Here is a 19,887-nt window from a genome sequence, read left to right on the forward strand (position 1 = left end):
ATCGCGCCCATGCCCCTCCGCGGACGCCCTGGCAGGATCGGGGCGTGAGTGACATTCAACGTGTTGGAGTGGTGGGCTCGGGCCTGATGGGTTCCGGCATCGCCGAGGTCTGCGCCCGCGCCGGCCTCGACGTGCTGGTGGCCGAGGTCAGCCCGGACGCCACGGAGGCCGCGCGCGGGCGGATCGCCTCGTCGCTGGGCCGAGGGGTGCGCAGCGGGAAGCTGTCCACCGAGGACCGGGACGCCGCACTGGAGCGCCTGCGGTTCACCACCGACCTCGCCGACTTCGCCGACCGGAACCTGGTCGTGGAGGCCGTCGCGGAGAACGAGCAGGTCAAGACCGAGGTCTTCGCGGCGGTGGACGAGGTCGTCACCGACCGGGACGCGATCTTCGCGTCGAACACCTCGTCGATCCCGATCATGAAGCTGGGCATGGCCACCAGCCGGCCCGAGCAGGTCATCGGCGTGCACTTCTTCAACCCGGTGCCGGTGCTGAAGCTGGTGGAACTGGTGCCGTCGCTGCTGACGGGCGAGCAGACCAAGGCCCGCGCGGAGGCGTTCGTCACCGACGTCCTGCACAAGGAGGTCATCCGCTCGCAGGACCGGGCCGGGTTCGTGGTGAACGCGCTGCTCATCCCGTACCTGTTGTCGTCGATCCGGATGCTGGAGTCCGGGTTCGCCAGCGCGGAGGACATCGACAACGGCATGGTGCTGGGCTGCGCGCACCCGATGGGCCCGCTGCGCCTGACCGACCTGATCGGCCTGGACACGACCAAGGCCATCGCCGAGTCGATGTACGAGGAGTTCAAGGAGCCGCTCTACTCGCCGCCGCCGCTGCTGCTGCGCATGGTGGACGCGGGCCTGCTGGGCAAGAAGAGCGGGCGCGGGTTCCACAACTACGCGTCCTGACCCGCCCGACCCCGACGGGGCCGTCGATCCACGCGGATCGGCGGCCCCGTTCGCGCGCCGGGGTCGCGGCGCGGCGGGCGGGCGCCGCCGGAACAATTAACAGAAGTGTCTCGAATGGGTCGGACAATCCGGCCGGACGCTCGACCGTACCCCACGCCGAAGTGGGCACAAAATACCACGATGCGTCATCGGCGATCGTCCGCACATTGGTGCGAAAGTATGACAGTGGTCTAGTCAATAGGCCGTTCGGAGCAGTCTTGATTACCGTTCCCTGCGGACGGCACCCTGATCGACAGCGGCCCTGACGTGCCTTTAGAGTGCCCTACGTCACGCTAGGGCCGACCGGTGGACAAGATTGGTTCGCCTAGCGTAACTTTCGGTTCGCACCCCACGAGGAGAACCCCGCCTTGGACCCTCACAACGTTTCCGTACGCGATTTCACAGGCCGCCAGCTGAGCGCGATCCTGCATTCTGTGGGCATTACCGGAAACACCGTCAAGTCCGTCGGCCTGCTCGCGGAGACCCTGGGTCCCGGGGGTCTGCACCCGATTTCCGAGAACCCCGCCTGGCCCTCCGGCGTGGCCGACGACCACTCCCCCGTCGAGTTCTCCGCGGCCTTCGAGGCGGACCGGCCGCCGACCGTCCGCGCGATCGTGGAGACCAGCGCCACCAGGCCGTCCAGGTCGGCCAACGTCTCGGCCGCGCTCGCCGCGCTCGACCGGCTCCGACGCCGGGAGTCCCTCGACACGACGCGCTTCGACGCCGTCCGCGACCTGTTCCTCCCGGCACGCCTGGAACACGATTTCGCGTTCTGGTACTCGCTGGTCTTCCGGGCCGGCGCGGCACCCGCCGTGAAGGTGTACTTCAACCCCGAAGTGCGCGGTCCGGAAGCGGCCGGCGGATTGGTCCGGGAAGCGCTCGGCCGAACCGGTTTCGCCGCCGGTTTCCCGGTCCTGCGCGACCACGCGGTGACCCGTCCCGGGCTCGACACGTATTCCTTCTTCGCGCTCGACCTGCTCGACCCGCGGCAGGCCCGGGTCAAGGTGTACGTCTCGCACCAGAGCGCCGGGGTAACCGAAGTCACGCGCGCGGCCAAAGCCGCCCACGGCGTCGACGTGGACAGGGTGCCCGACTTCTGCCTGCTCACCGGCGGCCGCACGGAGGCGTTCGACGGGCGCCCGCTGATTTCCAGCTACACGTTCCTGGACGGCGACGTCGCCGCCCCCAGCGGGTATTCCCTGTACGTGCCCATCAGGGACTACGTCGCGGACGACGAGGAAGCCCGCAGGCGCGTGCTCCAGGTCATGGCGAAGTACGGCCTCGACCCCGCCCAGTTCGACAACGCCCTGCGCGCCGTCGCCAGGCGCCCGCTCGACGAGGGCGTCGGCCTGATCGCGCACGTGTCGCTGCGCATGGGCAGGCCGCGCCCCGGCATCACCGTGTACCTGTCGTCCGAGGCGTACGACGTGGCGTCCCCGCGCCCGGTCAGCCTGGTTGTCTAGGAGTTCGCAGTGCCCATCATGGAGCCGTACCGCATCAAGGTCGTGGAGCCGATCCCGATCACCACGCGAGAGCACCGCGAACGGGCGCTCGCCGCCGCCGGGTACAACCCGTTCAACCTCGCCGCCGCCGACGTGACGATCGACCTGCTCAGCGACTCGGGCACCGGCGCCCTGTCGGCGGAGCAGCAGTCCGCCGGGCTGCGCGGTGACGAGACCTACGCGGGCGCGCGCTCCTACTACCGGTTCCGCGACGTGGTGGAGGACCTGACCGGCTACCCGCACCTGTGGCCCGTGCACCAGGGTCGCGCGGCCGAGCGCATCCTGTTCACCGCGTTGCTCGAGCCCGGCCAGGTCTGCGTCAGCAACACCCACTTCGACACCACGCGCGCGAACGTCGAGATCCTCGGCGGCCAGGCCGTCGACCTGCCGTGCCAGGCCGCCAAGGACCTCGACAGCGACGCGCCGTTCAAGGGCGACATCGACCTGGACGCGCTGGAGGCCGTGCTCTCCGGTCCCCAGGACGTCGCCCTGGTGCTCATGACCATCACCAACAACGGCGGCGGCGGCCAGCCGGTGTCGATGGGGAACCTCAAGGCCGCGGCGGCCATCGCCCGGCGGCACGGCGTGCCGTTCTTCCTCGACGCCGCGCGCTTCGCCGAGAACGCCTGGCTCGTCACCCAGCGGGAGCCCGGCTACACCGACCGCACGCCGCGCGAGGTGGCCGAGGAGGCGTTCCGGATCTCCGACGGCTGCGTGGCGAGCCTGAAGAAGGACGCGATCGTCCACATCGGAGGGTTGCTGGCGGTCAAGGACCCCGAGCTGGCGCAGAAGTGCGAGCTGCTGCTCATCGCCACCGAGGGGTTCCGCACCTACGGCGGGCTCGCCGGGCGCGACCTGGAGATGCTGGCCCAGGGCCTGCTGGAGGTCACCGAGCCGTCGTACCTGCGGGCCCGCGCGGAAGCGACGGCGTACGTGGCGGACCTCGCCGCCGCCGCCGGCGTGGACAGCGTCCGGCCGACCGGCGTGCACGCCGTGTACCTCAACGCCGGCCGGCTGCTGCCGCACCTCCCGCCGGCGCGGTTCCCGGGGTTCGCCCTGGCGACCGAGCTGTACCTGGCGGGCGGCATCCGGTGCGCCGAACTGGGCTCGCTCTACCTGGGCGAGCTGGACGACGGGGGGAACCTGCTCAAGGCCGCGCCGTACGAGCTGGTCCGCCTGGCCATCCCGCGCCGCGTCTACACCCAGAGCCACCTGGAGTACGTCGGCGAGGTCCTGGCCGGGATCGCGCAGGACCCGGAGCGGGTCCCCGGCTACCGGCTGACCCACGCCCCGCCCCTGCTGCGCCACTTCAACTGCCGCCTGGAACCCGTGTCCTGAGCGGACGGGGCCTCCGCGCCCCCGCCACGCGGGAACGTCAGGCGGGCCGGTCGCCGATCGTGCCGCGGTCCGGTCGGACGCCGCCGTCCGACCGGACCAGCACGGCGGCGTCGGGCACGGCCGACCGGGTCCCGACGAGCGGCGCGAGGGTGGACGAGGTCGGCCTGGGGACCGCGGGCGACCGCGCTTCCCAGGAGTCGGCCTGCTCCAGGACCGGCAGCGCCGGCGCGCCACCGCGTGTCGGGGCGAGGTCGTCGAGCCGCGCCGGCAGGGCGTCCCGGACGTACCGCTCGGCGCATTCCGGGGCCGGGAATCGTCGGACCCCGTCGGTAGGATCGAGAACAGGGGTCCCCTGGGCGGGGACCCCTGCGGAGCGTTCACCCGACCGGCGCGTTCCTGGGCGGTAGTGTCCCGGGTCGGCGTCCCGTCAGGCCGGCACGGCTCAGGCCATCGCGTCGAGCCGGTCCATCGTGTGCTGGATCAGGCTGATCAGCACCGACTTCGCCGACTCGCGATCCCGCGCGTCGCACAGCACGAGCGGGATCGCGGCGTCCACGTCGAGGGCCCGGCGGACCTCCTCGACCTCGTAGTTGTGGGCTCCCTCGAAGCAGTTCACGGCGATGATGAACGGGATGCCGCGACGCTCGAAGAAGTCGATCGACGGGAAGCTGCTGTCCAGCCGCCGGGTGTCGACGAGGATGACCGCGCCGATCGCCCCGAAGGCGAGCTCGTCCCACATGAACCAGAAGCGGTTCTGGCCGGGGGTGCCGAACAGGTACAGCACCACCTCCGGGTTGATGGTGATGCGACCGAAGTCCAGGGCGACCGTGGTGGTCTCCTTGTTCTCCAGCCCGACCACGTCATCGACGCCGACACCGGCCTCGGTGAGCAGCTCCTCGGTGTGCAGCGGGGGGATCTCGCTGACCGAGTTGACCATCGTCGTCTTGCCGGTGCCGAACCCCCCGGCGATGACGATCTTGACTGGGGTGGGGACCAGCAGTTCCCCACCCGGCCGCTCAGATTCCACGGACACCATCCAGCACAGCCTGCAGCAGGTTCCGGTCCGGCACTTGCGGGACTCGGGCGGGATCTCGGATCACGACGTCACCTCGCTGGATGAGGTCGCTCAACAGGACCTTGACGACCACCAGGGGGACGTCGAGGTAGGCGGCGACCTCGGCCACGGACAACGGGCGCCGGCAGAGCTCCATGATCTCCAGGTGCTCGACCGACAGCGCGTCGGGGTCCGACGGCGAGGGCATCGCGCGCACCTGGGTGACCAGGTGCAGTTCGGGGCGCAGCGGACGGGTCCGGCCGCGCACCATGGCGTAGGGCCGGACGAGGGGGCCCGCCGCCTCGTCGTACCACCAGTCCTCGCGGGGCGGCATCAGGAAGACCTTCGGGCGGTCGGCAGGCTCGCGGCGGCTGTCCCGCGCGGCGCCGACGACAGGTAGGTCCCGACCCGCTTGACCAGCATGTTCATCTCGTAGGCGATCATGCCCATGTCCGAGTCCTCTTCGCCCAGCACGGCCAGGCACGCGCCGTGGCCTGCCGCGGTGACGAAGAGGTAGGCGTGCTCCATCTCCACGATGGTCTGCCGCACGGCGCCACCGCCGAAGTGCCGGCCGGTGCCGCGGGCCAGGCTCTGGAACGCGGAGGCCATCGCCGACAGGTGGTCCGAGTCGTCCTTCGACAGTCCTGGTGAACGGCCCAGCAGCAGACCGTCCGCGGAGAGGACCACGGCGTGGCGCGCTCCGACCACCCGGCCGACCAGGTCCTCCAACAACCAGTTCAGCTCGTTGTGCTGGCTGCTCATGTCGTTCATCGGGTTGCCTTTCCGGTTTCCAGTCGTCCGGCCACTGCTGCTGGTCAGGGTTCGAGGTCGTCGCCGGAGGTCCGGCGGGCGTCGCGGGTGCCCCGTTGGAACGCCGACAGCCCCTTGCGGACCTTCTCGGCGGACTGCTCGGGATCGACCTCGGTGAGCGGTTCGGGCGAAGGGTGGAAATCGTTGCGCACCAGTTGGGGCGCCAGGTTCTGCTGGCGGCGCCTGCGTGGCAGTTCGGGTCGACCGCCGGGGCCGGTGCCACCGGCGGCCGGTTCGCCGTTGTTCGCGGGCCGCTCCTCGGGGGCCCGCTTGCGCTGCGGCAGTTCCAGCTCGCCGCTGCGCTGCGACAGGTCCAGGGTGCCGCTGCGCTTCGGCAGGTCGAGCCCGCCGCTCAGTCGCTCGACCTCTGGAAGGGGATTCGGGTCGGCTTCGGCGTTGGCTGCCGCCTCGGCCTGGGCCCAGAAGCCCTCCAGGTCGCGGGAGTTGTCGGGAAACCTGGCGTCTCGCACTGAGTCGTCGCCCTGCTCCGGGATCTCGTGGTAGGTGCGGCGCGGCAGCTGCCGCGTCTCGGCGGGTTCCGTCGCCGTGGTGGGGCCCGCGACGATCGAGGACGGGATCAGCACGAGGGCCAGCGTGCCGCCGTAGGGCGACTCGCGCAGCTCGACGTGGATGCCCCGGCGGGCGGCCAGACGTGCGACGACGAACAGGCCGAGGCGTGATTCGCCGCGCAGGCGCATCGCGTCGAACTCCGGCGGGTCGGCGAGCATGGCGTTGTGCTGCTCGCGGTCCTCCGGGTTGATGCCGAGGCCGTGGTCCTCGATCTCCACCACGATGCCCTGGGGGACCTCGCTCGCGTGGACCTGCACCTGGGAGCGCGGCGAGGAGAACGCGGTGGCGTTGTCGACCAGTTCGGCGACGAGGTGGATGGTGTCGGCGACGGCCGCGCCGACCAGCGCGGTGTCGGGGATCGGGTTGACCTTCACCCGCACGTACTGCTCGGTCTCGGCGACGGCGGCGCGCAGCACGTCCTGGAGCCGGACGGGCTTGCGCCACTGCCGCCCGGGCTGCTCGCCGGCCAGGATGATCAGGTTCTCGGCGTTGCGGCGGGCGCGGGTGGCGAGGTGGTCGAGCTGGAACAGCGCGTCGAGCTGCTCGGGGTTCTCCTCCTCGCGCTCCAGCTTGTCGAGGATCTTGAGCTGGCGGTGCACGAGCCCCTGGTTGCGGTGGGCGATGTCGAGGAAGACCCGGTTGACGCCTTCGCGGGCCTGGCTCTCCTTCACGGCCGCGGCGACGGCGGTGTACTGGGCGGCGTTGAACGCGTCGGCCACCTGGCCGATCTCGTCGCTGCCGTAGTCCAGCGGCGGGACCTCGACCTCGACGTCGACGTGCTTGCCCTCGCGCAGCCGGTCGACGATGTCGGGCAGGCGCTCGTGGGCCAGGGCGAGCGAGTCCTTCTTCAGCGCCGCGAGGCGGGTGATCAGGGCGCGGTTGACCAGGCGGTTCGACGTGCGCACCGCGATCAGGATGCCGATGATCACGGCGAGCAGGGCGATGAGGGAGCCGATGAGCACGGTGCGGAACTTGCTCTCGCCGCGGGCCATGGTGACCTCGACGGCGTCGGACGCCTGCTCGTCCACCAGGGCGGTCAGCTCGGCCGAGATGGGTCCGCTGAGGTTCTGCCAGTCCTGGAGCGTGCCGGCCCGGGCCGGGTCGTCGCCGTTCTGGACCAGCCTGTTCTCGAACTCGATCAGCCGCTTCCACGGGTCGCCGTCGACCATGAACTGGTAGTGCTCGCGCGTCCGCTGGAGGGCGTAGGGGGCGATCGAGTCGTAGGACGAGTGGTAGGCGCCGACCAGGCTCGCGAACTCGACGTGCTCCTCGGGGGTGAACTCGCCCGCGGCCAGCGCGCCCGAGGCCAGCGAGGTGGCGCGGGACATCCAGTCGGAGGCCTTGAAGTAGTCGGCCGCGGTGATGGCGTTCTGCACCGACTGGTGGTCGGGCACGATGCGGGCCTGCACGTTGAACAGCGCGTTGCCCGCGTCGAGGACGCTGTTGTAGTACGTGTAGATCTCGGTCTTGGAGGCGCGGCCGGACTCCAGCGCGGACCGGCGCTGCGGCAGTTGGTCGAGCAGCGCGTTCAGCGCGTTGATCCGGTCGACGATCTCCTGCGGCGCGGAGGACGCCAGTTCCTCGAACGCGGCGCGCATCTCGGTGACCGAGCGGTCGGTGGCCTGCTGCTGGGCCTCCAGGTCGCTGGTGCCGCGGTCCGGCTGGCTCAGCGCCGTCATGCTCAGCTCGCGCTCCTTCTGGATCGCGGCGAAGGACTGGACGGCCGGGATGGAGGCGTCCTTGACGCCGGAGGCGACGGCGCGCAGGTAGAAGCCGTCGAAGACGGTGTAGGAGGAGAACAGGGCCCACATGATGAGCAGGACGATGCTGGGGACGACGACGACGACACCCGTGAGCCGTGAACGGATGGTCTTGTAGTTCGTCTCCGTGGTGCTCTTCTGCTTCACAGCGCTCCGCAGCCTCGTCCTCGTTGGCAGGTCAGACGCAGCGCTAGGACCACTGCCTCTTCTTCACCCGATCGGCCACGGAACGGTAACACCAGAAGATCATTATTACGAAGAGACAGCGATCACTTGCGCGACGCGACGATGAGGTTACCCAGTCGAGTGATGCCACGAACAGGGGGCCGATGTGAACTTCTGAACACCGACCCCCCGACTTTCCCGTTCGGTTCACGCCCGGGGAACGGAAACCGCGTCGTACGTCGTCGTGGGCGTGGGCGGGGTGGTGAAGCGCGCGTTCGGCAGGTACAGCCGGTGACCGAACGAGGCGACCGTCGTGGGCACGTCGAACCGCGGGTCGGTGATCCTGGTCACCGACCTCCCGCCGCTCCCGTCCCTGGTGAGGCCGAACACCGCCACGGTGTTCAGCCTGTTCTGCACCACGTGGAGGGTCCGCCCCTCGACGAGGAGGCCGTCACCGTTCGTCAGCACCTCGCCGCCCAGGTCGACGAGATCGGTCACGCCGGTCCTCTTGTCCACCCGGTGCAGTTGGCCGGTGTTGCTCTGGACGATCAGCAGCGCTTTGCCGTCCGGGGTCTCCGCGATCCCGTTCGCGTTGTTCACGCCGGGGGTGAGCACGAAGTCGCCGGTGAGCGGAATCGGGGTGTGCGACTCGGGCAGGGCGCCGAACCGGCCGAAAGGGATCTTGTACAGCACGGACTTGCGCGAGTCGGTGAAGTAGGCGGCCTCGTCGGTGATCACCACGTCGTTGACGAACGTGTCGCTCCCGGCGAAGTGGTAACTCCTGAGGATCTCTCCTGTTCTCGCGTCGACCACCCGGCCGTCGCCCCCGGCGCCACCCGCCACGAACAGCCGCTCGCGCCGATCGACCTTCAAACCGACCGACGCCGTGCCGGGCCCCTGGCTGAACACCTCGCCCCGCCCGGTGCGGAGGTCGACCCGGAACAGGTCGCCGTCGGCCCGCGACCCGAAGTACGCGGTGGGCGCGTCCCCGATCGCGATGCCCTCCGGCAGGAACCCGTCGGGGAGGGGGAACCCGGAGGGGAACGCGTGCGCTGCGGTGGCGGGCGCGGCGGTGACGAGGGAGACCCCCAGCACCACGGCGGCCAGCGCACCGAGTGTGCGAGACATGACCACTCCTTCACGGTTGAGTCCGCCGCGAGTCTTCCGCGACGGGCGGCGCGGGGAGAAGGCCCTACAGGAAAGCGACAGGAAGGACGGCCGCCGCGACCGCCTTCGTCCAGGGTCGACGCACCACGTGCGCGTACCCGCGCCGCGCGGGGCGACGTGCGGGTGGCCGGCCGGCGATGTCCGAGGAGGCCGCGGACCGCCTGGTGGGGTGCGTGGGCACCGGCCGCCGGTGCGGGGAGTGGGCGCCGTGCTCCCACGAGCGGCCAGGGCTGGTCGCGGAACACCTGGTCGCGGTAGGGCTGGAACCCGTGCCAGGCGGCGGGTCCCCTCCCGAGGCCGAGGATCGCGGCGAGCGCGCCGTCACCGCCGCCGCGCACGTGCGGCGCGATCGCCTCGACCGGGTCGTGGTGGCCGATGTCCACCTCGATGCCCCGGCCCTCGCCGGTCGGCACGCCCCGGACGGGATCGTTCAGGTCGATGCCCCGCTCGGCCGCGCGCAGGCCGTCGTGCACGGTGGTGAGCGGTCCGATCGGGGGGCAGGTCGTCGACGGGCAGGTCGTCGACGGACCGCAGGTCCTCGGACAACGGGTACGGCATGACGTCCCGGCTCGGCCGCGCGGTGTGCCGGCCTGCGTCAGCCCGCCTGGAGTGCCAGGTAGAGGTCGACGCGTTCGGCGAAGTTCGACAGGTCCGCGCCGAGCAGGTCCTCCACCCGGCCGATGCGGTAGCGCAGGGTGTTCACGTGGACGTGCAGGCGACCGGCGGCGGTGGTCCACGAGCCCGAGCAGTCGAGGAAGACACGCAGGCTGCCCAGCAGGTCCGAGCCGTGCTCGGCGTCGTAGTCGATGACCGGACCCAGCAGGCGGCGGCGCAGGGAGCCCCTCAGCTCCTCCGGGACGCCGGCCAGCAGCAGCTGGTGGAACGCGATCTCCTCGCCCGCCACGACCTGGGTCCGGCCGGCTCGCCGCTCCCCCAGCCTGCGCGCGTGCGACGCCTCCTCCGCCGCGCCGCGCAGACCGGTGTGGCCCACCGGGGACGAGATGCCGACCAGGAAGCGGGTGGCGCCCAGGCCCGGTTCCAGGACGCGCAGCGCCGACCGCACGTCGTCCACCCACGGGCCGGCGGGGGCCAGCGCGTAGACCTCGTCGCCGATCCCGGCCACCAGGGACCGGGGCGCGACCGCCGCCAGCACCTCTTCGAGCAGGGCGGCGGCGCCGGCGGTGGTCGCGGCCCTGCCGCCGGACAACGAGGCCGCCACGACGCGCAGCGGGGCGTCGGGGTCCCAGCCGACGGCGGCCACGCGGGCGGACAGGTCACCGCCCGCCAGCACCTGGCGCAGCAGGGGGCCCGCAGCGCGGTTCTCGATCTCCCGCCCCTGCACGACGCGCGCCCGTTCGACCCCCACCAGGCTGGCCAGTTCGGCGGCGACCTCGTCGCGGGTGCGGTCGCCGGAGACGACGAGGACCCACGACGTCAGCCTCGGCCCGCCGCGCGCGGCCACCGGCAGCAGCGTCACCCCGCGCACCACTCGCGGGAGCCGGTCGGCCAGCAGGAACTCGCGGACCAGGAAGGCCGGGTCGTCCGGCTCCGGTCCCGCCACGACGTGACCGGTGCACGCGAGCACCAGGCAGGGCGCGCCCAGCTCGGCCGCGCCCGCGGCGATCAGCTCCGCCAGGTCGCCGCCGTCGGCGACCACGGTCAGCAACCGCCGGTGCCGGTCCAGCTGGGCGCCCGCCGCGCCGACCCGTTCGGCGGCCAGCTCCAGCACGACGTGCTCGGTGATCGTCGCGAACGACAGGTCCACCGGCACCTCCAGCAGCGGCACGCCGTGTCGTTCGCACGCCTCCACCAGGGCCGGGGGCAACGCGCCCGCCTCGGGTGGGCCGGCCGCCAGCGCCGCCACGCCGGAGGCGGCCAGCGACGCCACGAACGTGTCGCAGTCGGCGTCCGTGCGGTGCCACAGCAGGCCGGACAGCACCAGCTCGCCGCCCGACAGGTAGCGCGCGGGGTCGGGCAGCTCGGTGCCGTAGAGCCCGGTCACCGGGCGGTCGAGCAGGTCCGCGCCGACGACCGGTCGGAGTCGGAGCTCGGGCATCCCCACCAGGCTGCGAACCAGCAACACGCACGTCCCCTCCGCGTCACCCGGCGCGTCTAGCCTCGTCCGATCGTGTTCGTAGGAAAGCACGAATCCACTCCCGGTAGCAGGCTGGGATTCATGCGCCACCGCCGTAGCCGACCACCCCCGCCACTCTGTGTACTGGCCCACACACCGCAGCACCCACCCTCCGAGGTAGCCGATGGACTTCCTTCGCCCCGACAGCCTCGCCGAAGCACTGGCCCTGAAGGCGCAGCGGCCGGACGCCGTGCCGATCGCGGGCGGCACGGACGTGATGGTCGAGCTGAACTTCGACCACCGCAGGCCGGCCGCGCTGCTCGACCTGACCCGCGTCGAGGACCTGCGCACCTGGGACGTCGACGGCGGCTCGGTGCGCGTCGGGGCGGGCGTGACGTACACCCGGATCATCGAGGAGCTGGGCGACCGCCTGCCGGGGCTGGCGATGGCGTCGCGCACCGTCGGCTCGCCGCAGATCCGCAACCGGGGCACGGTCGGCGGCAACCTCGGCGCGGCCTCCCCCGCGGGCGACGCGCACCCGGTGCTGCTGGTCGCGGACGCCGTCGTCGAGGTCGCGTCGACCCGCGGCACGCGCCGCATCGCCGCCGCCGACTTCTACCTGGGCGTGAAGCGCAACGCGCTGGAGCCCGACGAGCTGATCACCTCCGTGCGCCTGCCCGCCGCCCGGGCGCCCCAGCAGTTCGCCAAGGTCGGCACCCGCAACGCCATGGTCATCGCGGTGTGCTCGTTCGCCGTGGCCCTGCACCCCGAGCAGCGGCGGGTCGGCGCGGCCGTCGGGTCGGCCGCGCCCACGCCCCGGCGCGCGTCGGCGGCCGAGGAGTTCCTGTCCGCCGAACTGACCGCCACCGGGCAGTGGGAGTCGCCGAGACCCCTGCCCGACTCGGTGAAGCGCCGGTTCGGCGAGCTGGTCGCCGAGGCCGCGAGCCCCATCGACGACGTGCGCGGCAGCGCCGCGTACCGCAAGCACGCCCTCTCCGTGCTCGCCCGCCGCACGCTCGGCTGGGCGTGGCAGGACTACCCCGGGAAGGTCGCCTGACATGCGCGTGGACGTGACGGTGAACGGCGAGCGGCGGGTCGCCGACGACGTGTGGGAGGGCGAGAGCCTGCTGTTCCTGCTGCGCGAGCGGCTGGGCCTGCCCGGCTCCAAGAACGCCTGCGAGCAGGGCGAGTGCGGCTCCTGCACGGTGTACCTGGACGGGGTGCCGGTCTGCTCGTGCCTCGTCGCCGCGGGCCAGGCCCACGACCGCGAGGTGCGCACGGTGGAGGGGCTCGCCGACGGGGAGCGGCTCGACCCGGTGCAGGAGGCGTTCATCGAGGCGGGCGCCGTGCAGTGCGGGTTCTGCACCCCCGGCCTCGTGGTCGCCGCGCACGACCTGCTCGCCCGCGTGCCGCACCCCGGTGACCCGGAGATCCGCGAGGCGCTGGCGGGCAACCTGTGCCGCTGCACCGGGTACGAGAAGATCCTCGACGCGGTGCGGCTGGCGGCGTCGAAGCGATGACGTCCACCATCGTCGACGGCGCGTCCATCGCGACGGTGGACGCCGCCGGCACCGAGATCGCCTCCGGCCACGTCGTGGTCGAGGACGGCCGCGTCACCGCGGTCGGCCCCGGACAGGCCCCGAGGCCCGCGGGCCCGCACACCTGGGTCGACGGCACCGGCTGCCTCGTCACGCCCGGTCTGGTCAACACGCACCACCACCTCTACCAGTGGGCCACGCGCGGCATCGCCCAGGACGCCACCCTGTTCGAGTGGCTGACCACGCTCTACCCGGTGTGGGGCGGCCTCGACGCGGGGATCACCCACGCCGCCGCCTCGGCGGGCCTCGCCCGGCTCGCCACCACCGGCTGCACCACGGCCGCCGACCACCACTACGTCTTCCCGCGCGAGGGCGGCGACCAGTTCGAGGCCCTGGTGGGTGCGGGCAGGCGCGTCGGCATCCGCCTGCACGCCGTGCGCGGCTCGATGGACCGGGGCCGGTCCCGGGGCGGGCTGCCGCCGGACAACCTCGTCGAGGAGACCGAGGCCGCGCTCATCGCCACCGAGCAGGCCGTCAACGACCACCACGACCCGGCCGCGGACGCCCTCGTGCGCGTCGCCGTCGGCCCGTGCTCGCCCTTCTCGGTGAGCCGGGAGCTGATGACCGGCGCCGCCGAACTGGCCCGCGCCAAGGGCGTGCGGCTGCACACCCACCTCGCCGAGACCGTCGACGAGGAGGAGCAGTGCCGGGCCGAGTACGGCTGCACGCCCACCGAGTACGCCGAGCGGGTCGGCTGGCTCGGCGAGGACGTGTGGCTCGCCCACACCGTGCACCTCGCCCCGGACGCGGTGACGCGGCTCGGCGCCACCGGCACCGGCTCGGCGCACTGCCCCACGTCCAACGGCCGGCTCGGCACGGGCATCGCCCCGGTCCGCGACCTGCTCGACGCGGGCGCGCCGGTCGGCCTCGGCGTGGACGGCGCGGCGTCCAACGAGTCGTGCGGCATGGTCGAGGAACTGCACCAGGCCGTGCTCCAGGCCCGCCAGCGCGGCGGCCCCAAGGCGCTCGACGTGCGCCAGGCGCTGTGGCTGGGCACCATGGGCGGCGCGCGCTGCCTCGGCCGGGACGCCGAACTCGGCTCGATCGAGCCCGGCAAGCTGGCCGACCTCGCCGTGTGGCGGCTCGACGGCCTCGACCACGCGGGCATCGACGACCCGGTCGCCGCGCTCGTCCTCGGTCCGCTGCCGACGTTGAAGCTGCTGCTGGTCGGCGGCCGGACCGTCGTGGTCGACGGGGAGCTGCGCACCGCCTCGGAGACCGATCTCGCGCGCGAGCTGCGCGCCGCCGCCACCCGGCTGAAGGGGTCCGCATGACCACGCCACGCCGCGACGCCGGCGGGGCGGTGAGCAGGGCGGGGTCGGCGGGCAGGGCCACGACCAGCCACCTCCCGCCGTCCCGCGCGTCCGGGGCGCCACCGCGGACGACACCGACCTCGACGACACCCGCCTCGACGACACCGACCTTGGGGACGCGATGAGCCTGACCCCCGCTGGACTGACCTCTTCGGTGTCGGGCGGGATCGGCTCCAGCCCGCAGCGACCCGACGGCAACCTCAAGGTGCGCGGCGAGTTCGCCTACGCCTCGGACCTGTGGCACGAGGACATGATCTGGGGCGCGACCCTGCGCAGCCCGCACCCGTACGCGCGGATCGTGTCGGTGGACCTCACCGAGGCGCTGAAGGTGCCCGGTGTGCACGCCGTGCTCACGCACCGGGACGTCACCGGGCTCAACCGCTACGGCCTGGAGCACAAGGACCAGCCGGTGCTCGCCGAGGACGTCGTGCGCTACCAGGGCGAGCCCGTCGCCCTCGTCGGCGCCGACCACCCCGAGACGGCCACGCGCGCCATGAAGCGCGTCAGGGTCGAGTACGAGGTGCTCACCCCGGTCGTGGACATGGAGACCGCGGCCGACGACACGCCGCTGCACCCCGGTGGCAACCTCGTGCGGCACGTGCCGATCCGGCGCGGCGACCAGGACGCCACCGCCGAGGTGGTCGTCACCGGCCGGTACGAGGTCGGCATGCAGGACCAGGCGTTCCTCGGACCCGAGTCGGGGCTCGCGGTGCCCGCCGAGGACGGTGGCGTCGACCTCTACGTCGCCACGCAGTGGCTGCACGTCGACCAGGCGCAGGTGGCGGCGGCGCTCGGACTGCCGCTGGAGAAGGTGCGGCTGACGCTCTCCGGGGTCGGCGGCGCGTTCGGCGGGCGCGAGGACCTGTCGATGCAGGTGCACGCCTGCCTGCTCGCGCTGCACACCGGCAAGCCCACGAAGATGGTCTACAACCGCGAGGAGTCGTTCTACGGGCACGTGCACCGCCACCCCGCGGTGCTGCACTACGAGCACGGCGCGGACCGCACGGGCAGGCTCGTCTACGTCAGGGCGCGGATCTTCCTCGACGGCGGCGCGTACGCCTCCAGCACGGGCGCCGTGGTGGCGAACGCGGCCACGCTCGGCATCGGCCCCTACGACGTGCCCAACGCGACCGTCGACTGCTGGGGCGTCTACACCAACAACCCGCCGTGCGGCGCGATGCGCGGGTTCGGCGCCGTGCAGGCCGGTTTCGCCTACGAGTCCCAGATGGACAAGCTGGCGCACGCGCTGGGCATGGACCCGGTGGACGTGCGGATCGCCAACGCCATGGCGGAGGGCTCGGTCATGCCGACCGGCCAGGTCGTCGACTCCGCCGCGCCCGTCGCGCGGTTGCTGGAACTGGTCCGCGACAAGCCCATGCCGCCGGTCCCGGCCGAGGTGGACCTGAGGGACATGCCCGGTGGCGTCTCCAACACCACCCACGGCGAGGGGGTCGTGCGCGGGGTCGGCTACGCGGTCGGCATCAAGAACATCTGCTTCTCCGAGGGCTACGACGACTACTCCACCGCCCGCGTGCGGGTGCAGGTCATCAACGGCGAGGCGGTCGCGCTGGCGCACACCGCCGCGGCGGAGGTCGGGCAGGGCCTGGTGACGATCGTGCAGCAGATCGTGCGCACCGAGCTGGGCGTGCAACGGGTGACCATCCTGCCGATGGACACCACCATCGGCAACGGCGGCTCCACCTCGGCCTCCCGGCAGACCTACGTCACCGGCGGGGCGGTCAAGGCGGCGTGCGCGGCGGTGCGGGCGGAGCTGGCGAAGCTCGCGGGTGGCCGGGACCCCGCCGACCTCGACCCCGCCGACCTCGCCGACCTGCTCGGTGACGGGGTCGTCGACGAGACCGTCGAGTGGCGACACCGGGCCACCGAGCCGCTCGACCCGGTGACCGGGCAGGGCAACGCCCACGTGCAGTACGGTTTCGCCGCGCACCGCGCCGTGGTCGACGTGGACACCGAGCTGGGCCTGGTGAAGGTCGTGGAGCTGGGCTGCGCGCAGGACGTCGGCAAGGCGCTCAACCCCCAGGCGGTGATCGGCCAGATCCAGGGCGGCTCGGCGCAGGGCCTGGGCCTCGCGGTGATGGAGGAGATCCAGACCGCGGGCGGGGTCGTGCGCAACCCGTCCTTCACCGACTACCTGATCCCGACCGTGCTGGACATGCCGCCGATGAGCATCGACGTGCTGGAGCTGGCCGATCCGAACGCGCCCTACGGCGTGCGGGGCGTGGGCGAGCCACCTACGATTTCCGCCACCCCGGCCATCGTCGCGGCCATCCGCGACGCCACCGGCCGCGCGCTGACCCGCGTGCCGGTGCGGCCGGAGCACATCACCGGCACCTGACCAGGACCACCGCGCCGCACACCGGAGCCGGGCGAACAGCCGCGGCACGGACCGGCACGCCCCGAGGAGCACCCCATGACCACCTCCCTCTCCCCCGACCACGCCTGGCTGCGCGAGTCGGTCGACCTGGCGACGCGCAACGTCGCCGAGGGCGGCGGCCCGTTCGGCGCGGTGGTCGTGCGCGACGGGGTCGTCGTCGCCACCGGCACCAACCAGGTCACCTCGGCGCTCGACCCGACGGCGCACGCCGAGGTGGTGGCGATCCGCGCGGCCTGCCGGGCGCTGGGGGACTTCCGGCTCACCGGTTGCGCGCTGGTCTCCTCCTGCGAGCCGTGCCCGCTGTGCCTCTCGGCGGCGCTGTGGGCGCGGGTGGACCGGGTCCTCTACGCCGCCGACCGGGACGACGCCGCCGCGGCCGGGTTCGACGACCGCGAGTTCCACGAGCTGTTCGGGAGGCCGCGCGAGACGTGGAGCATGCCGGTCGAGCGGATCTCGACCGGTCGGGACGCCGCGCCGTTCACGGCGTGGCTCGCCCGGGAGGACCGGGTCGACTACTGAGGCGGCGGGACGCGGGCGGGCCGCCGCGGCGCGGGAGGGGGAGTCGCTGCTCATGGGACCAGGCTGCGCCGGTCCGCCGAGGACGGCGACACATTACCCGTCGGTTGTGGACAACTCCCGAACGGGTGACCTCAGGTCCCCAGGAGTCCCCGGTCGTAGGCGACGGCGACCGCGGCGGCGCGGTCCTTCACACCCAGCTTGGCGTAGACGTGCACCAGGTGCGTCTTCACGGTCGCCTCGCTGATGAACAGCCTCGCCGCAGCCTCGCGGTTCGTGCAGCCGCGGGCGATGAGGCCCAGCACCTCCACCTCGCGGTCGCTCAACGGCTCGGCCGCGGGCCGGCGGACCTGGCCCACCAGGCGCGTGGCCACCGAGGGCGACAGCACCGCCTCCCCCCGGGCCGCCGAGCGCACCGCGCGGAACAGCTCGTCGCGCGGCGTGTCCTTGAGCAGGTAGCCGGTGGCGCCCGCCTTGATCGCGGGCAGGACGTCGCTGTCGGTGTCGTAGGTGGTCAGCACCAGAACGCGGGTCGGGAAGCCGCGCAGCCGCCCGATGGCGGTGACGCCGTCGACGCCGGGCATCCGCAGGTCCATGAGCACCACGTCCGGGGACACCGCGCGCACCACGGCCACCGCCTCGGCGCCGTCGGCCGCCTCGCCCACGACCTCCACGTCCCCGGCGGAGGCGAGCATGCCGCGCAGGCCGTCGCGCACCACCGGGTGGTCGTCCACGATCACCACGCGGATCACCGCGCCACCTCCGCCGGGATGGCGGGCACCGACGCGGACACGGCCGTGCCGCCGCCCGGCTCGGACTCCACCACCAGGGCGCCCGCCAGGCGCGACACCCGCTGGCGCATCCCGACCAGGCCGAACCCGTCGGTCGCCGTGCCCGGGTCGAACCCCGCGCCGTCGTCGCGCACGTCCAGCGTCACCACGTCCTCCATGTACGACAGGGTCAGGCCGACGCGGGACGCCGCCGCGTGCTTGGCCACGTTGGACAGCGCCTCCTGCGCGGCCCGCAGCAGCGCCACCTCCACCTCGGGGTGCAGGGGCCGCGCCGCGCCGGTGGTGGCGACCGACGCGGGCACGCCCGTCTGGTCGGTCCACCCGGCGGCGACCTCGGACAGCGCGTCCGGCAGGTTCGAGTCCTCCAGCGCCGGCGGCCGCAGGGCGTGCACCGAACGGCGTGCCTCGGCCAGGTTCTCCCGGGCCAGCCGCAGGGCCGTCTCGACGTGGCGCGGCGGGTGGTCGTCGACCTGGAGCTGGGTGATGATGCCGGTGAACCCCTGGGCGAGGGTGTCGTGGATCTCCCGCGCCAGCCGCTGGCGCTCGTCCAGCACGCCCGCCTCGCGGGCCTGGATGAGCAGCTGGGCGTGCAGGCCCGCGTTCTCCTCGATCATCGCGGCCATGTCCGCCACCATCTCCTTGCGGCGCAACGACTGCTCGTGGGTGTAGTGGCCGAACAGGGTGAACGTGCACGCCACCGCCACGACGATGAGCACCATGACCGCGTACAGGCCGATCGCCGCCGGTTCGGGCACGGGCAGGCCCCCGTGCATCGAGGTGGCGGCGAGGACCGCGGTGGCCGTCACCCCGGCGAGCTTCCAGCGCCCCGGCAGGAACTCGGTCGCGTAGATGTACCCGGCGAACGAGTAGAACCCGAACATGGGGTGCCGCAGCCCGAGCACGCCGTAGAACACCAGGACACCGAGGAAGAACACGACCATCGGTCCGGTCCGGTCGTGCCACCGCGGGTGCAGCTCCACCCACCAGAGCATCCACAGCACCGCGGCGACCGCGATGCCGAGGTTGGTCCACCGGACCGGCCACGGCTCCGCGGAGACCATCAGGTACGAGGCGGTGGACAGGACCAGCACGAAGTACGGGATCGCCTGTCCCGCCACGTGCAACCGGCGCTCCCAGACGTCGAGCCTGTCCGTCATGCCTACTCCCAGCGGAAGGATTTCGCCGCGACGGTACCCGCCACCAGCGTGACCAGGGCGAGGACGCCCAGGTGGACCGGGTCGGGCGCGGCGCCGAGCCACGACGCCTGGAGGGCGCCGACGCCGGGCGGCAGGTGGTCGCCGATGGTGTTGAGGAGATCCGGCAGCAGCATCCTCGGCAGGTAGGCCCCGCCGAAGAACATGATCAGCATGAACACCACGGTCGCCCAGCCGCCGGCGGCGCGCGCGTTCGGCGCCCACGCCGCCACCAGCAGCCCCAGCGCGGACAGCGACAGCATGCCGAGCAGGCAGGTCACCAGGAACCCGAGGGGGTGGTGGGGCAGGTCGATGCCGAACACGAGCTTGCACACGGCCATGAGCAGCACGACGGAGACCGCGCCCGCGGCCACGTTGACCACGACCTGGGCGACGAGCAGCTTCGCCGGGTGCACCGGGGTGGTGGAGAACCGGCGCAGCACGCCCTTCTCCCGGTAGGTGGCGACGGTCTGGGGCAGCTTGTTCAGCCCCAGGAACGCGAACGAGATGACGACCAGCGTGCCCACGTAGTGGTCGATGAACCGCAGGTCGCCGAACTCGGGGTCGGGGGTGCGCAGGGCGGGGATCGCGCCGAGCACCAGCAGCAGGACGGTCGGGAACGCGATGGCGAACGCCACCATGACCGGCTCCCGCAGGAACAGCTTCCACTCGATCCCGACGATCTTCAGCATGA

General features: G+C 72.5%; 17 protein-coding genes. 8 read left to right on the top strand and 9 right to left on the bottom strand.

Annotated elements, in window-relative coordinates; translation table 11 throughout:
- The first annotated feature begins 44 nt into the window (after nt 1-44).
- The 3 genes from CKY47_RS15655 (at nt 45) to CKY47_RS15665 (ending at nt 3,787) form a co-directional block, all read left to right on the top strand.
- Nucleotides 45-908 carry a 3-hydroxybutyryl-CoA dehydrogenase gene (locus CKY47_RS15655; RefSeq protein WP_306746537.1) on the top strand — a complete coding sequence of 288 codons (864 nt, stop codon included), beginning with the start codon at nt 45-47 and terminating at the stop codon, nt 906-908.
- A 473-nt stretch (nt 909-1,381) separates the two neighbouring features.
- Nucleotides 1,382-2,410 (top strand): tryptophan dimethylallyltransferase family protein, encoded by a 1,029-nt coding sequence (locus CKY47_RS15660; protein WP_306746538.1) that lies wholly within the window; start codon nt 1,382-1,384, stop codon nt 2,408-2,410.
- 18 nt (nt 2,411-2,428) lie between these two features.
- Nucleotides 2,429-3,787 (top strand): tryptophanase, encoded by a 1,359-nt coding sequence (locus tag CKY47_RS15665; protein ID WP_306746815.1) that lies wholly within the window; start codon nt 2,429-2,431, stop codon nt 3,785-3,787.
- 442 nt (nt 3,788-4,229) lie between these two features.
- Here the strand turns inward: CKY47_RS15665 and CKY47_RS15670 are convergent, their stop codons facing one another.
- The 6 genes from CKY47_RS15670 to CKY47_RS15695 form a co-directional block, all read right to left on the bottom strand.
- Nucleotides 4,230-4,823: a GTP-binding protein gene (locus tag CKY47_RS15670; RefSeq protein ID WP_306746539.1), complete on the bottom strand. Its 594-nt coding sequence runs from the start codon at nt 4,821-4,823 to the stop codon at nt 4,230-4,232.
- Nucleotides 4,804-5,175, bottom strand: coding sequence for a DUF742 domain-containing protein (locus CKY47_RS15675; protein ID WP_306746540.1), 372 nt, complete (start codon nt 5,173-5,175; stop codon nt 4,804-4,806). Before CKY47_RS15675 ends, CKY47_RS15670 begins: the two co-directional genes overlap by 20 nt.
- On the bottom strand, nt 5,175-5,612 hold the full coding sequence (locus CKY47_RS15680; RefSeq protein ID WP_306746541.1) for a roadblock/LC7 domain-containing protein: 438 nt from the start codon (nt 5,610-5,612) through the stop codon (nt 5,175-5,177). Before CKY47_RS15680 ends, CKY47_RS15675 begins: the two co-directional genes overlap by 1 nt.
- Before the next feature lie 44 nt (nt 5,613-5,656).
- Nucleotides 5,657-8,128 carry a sensor histidine kinase gene (locus tag CKY47_RS15685; RefSeq protein ID WP_306746542.1) on the bottom strand — a complete coding sequence of 824 codons (2,472 nt, stop codon included), beginning with the start codon at nt 8,126-8,128 and terminating at the stop codon, nt 5,657-5,659.
- Between the two features lie 225 nt (nt 8,129-8,353).
- Nucleotides 8,354-9,274, bottom strand: coding sequence for an SMP-30/gluconolactonase/LRE family protein (locus tag CKY47_RS15690; protein WP_306746543.1), 921 nt, complete (start codon nt 9,272-9,274; stop codon nt 8,354-8,356).
- Nucleotides 9,275-9,908: 634 nt separating this feature from the next.
- Nucleotides 9,909-11,369 carry a PucR family transcriptional regulator gene (locus CKY47_RS15695; RefSeq protein WP_306746544.1) on the bottom strand — a complete coding sequence of 487 codons (1,461 nt, stop codon included), beginning with the start codon at nt 11,367-11,369 and terminating at the stop codon, nt 9,909-9,911.
- Between the two features lie 202 nt (nt 11,370-11,571).
- On the opposite strand from CKY47_RS15695, the gene CKY47_RS15700 reads away from it, so the two are divergent.
- The 5 genes from CKY47_RS15700 to CKY47_RS15720 all read left to right on the top strand — a co-directional run bounded on the left by CKY47_RS15700 (nt 11,572) and on the right by CKY47_RS15720 (nt 17,212).
- Nucleotides 11,572-12,444, top strand: a complete 873-nt coding sequence (locus tag CKY47_RS15700) for an FAD binding domain-containing protein (protein ID WP_306746545.1) — start codon at nt 11,572-11,574, stop codon at nt 12,442-12,444.
- A gap of 1 nt (nt 12,445) precedes the next feature.
- Nucleotides 12,446-12,907, top strand: coding sequence for a (2Fe-2S)-binding protein (locus CKY47_RS15705; RefSeq protein WP_306746546.1), 462 nt, complete (start codon nt 12,446-12,448; stop codon nt 12,905-12,907).
- On the top strand, nt 12,904-14,259 hold the full coding sequence (locus CKY47_RS15710) for an 8-oxoguanine deaminase (protein ID WP_306746547.1): 1,356 nt from the start codon (nt 12,904-12,906) through the stop codon (nt 14,257-14,259). The genes CKY47_RS15705 and CKY47_RS15710 overlap by 4 nt, the downstream gene beginning before the upstream one ends.
- Nucleotides 14,260-14,419: 160 nt before the next feature.
- Nucleotides 14,420-16,654 (top strand): molybdopterin cofactor-binding domain-containing protein, encoded by a 2,235-nt coding sequence (locus CKY47_RS15715; protein WP_306746548.1) that lies wholly within the window; start codon nt 14,420-14,422, stop codon nt 16,652-16,654.
- Nucleotides 16,655-16,729: 75 nt separating this feature from the next.
- On the top strand, nt 16,730-17,212 hold the full coding sequence (locus CKY47_RS15720; protein WP_306746549.1) for a nucleoside deaminase: 483 nt from the start codon (nt 16,730-16,732) through the stop codon (nt 17,210-17,212).
- Between the two features lie 131 nt (nt 17,213-17,343).
- Here the strand turns inward: CKY47_RS15720 and CKY47_RS15725 are convergent, their stop codons facing one another.
- The 3 genes from CKY47_RS15725 to CKY47_RS15735 are packed head-to-tail and all read right to left on the bottom strand — an operon-like array spanning nt 17,344 to nt 19,885.
- Nucleotides 17,344-17,961, bottom strand: coding sequence for a response regulator (locus tag CKY47_RS15725; RefSeq protein ID WP_306746550.1), 618 nt, complete (start codon nt 17,959-17,961; stop codon nt 17,344-17,346).
- Nucleotides 17,958-19,157 (bottom strand): sensor histidine kinase, encoded by a 1,200-nt coding sequence (locus CKY47_RS15730; RefSeq protein WP_306746551.1) that lies wholly within the window; start codon nt 19,155-19,157, stop codon nt 17,958-17,960. Before CKY47_RS15730 ends, CKY47_RS15725 begins: the two co-directional genes overlap by 4 nt.
- 2 nt (nt 19,158-19,159) lie before the next feature.
- Nucleotides 19,160-19,885 carry an ABC transporter permease gene (locus CKY47_RS15735; protein ID WP_306746552.1) on the bottom strand — a complete coding sequence of 242 codons (726 nt, stop codon included), beginning with the start codon at nt 19,883-19,885 and terminating at the stop codon, nt 19,160-19,162.
- Between the last annotated feature and the right edge of the window lie 2 nt (nt 19,886-19,887).

The organism is Saccharothrix longispora (assembly GCF_030852425.1).
Lineage (GTDB): Bacteria > Actinomycetota > Actinomycetes > Mycobacteriales > Pseudonocardiaceae > Actinosynnema > Actinosynnema longispora.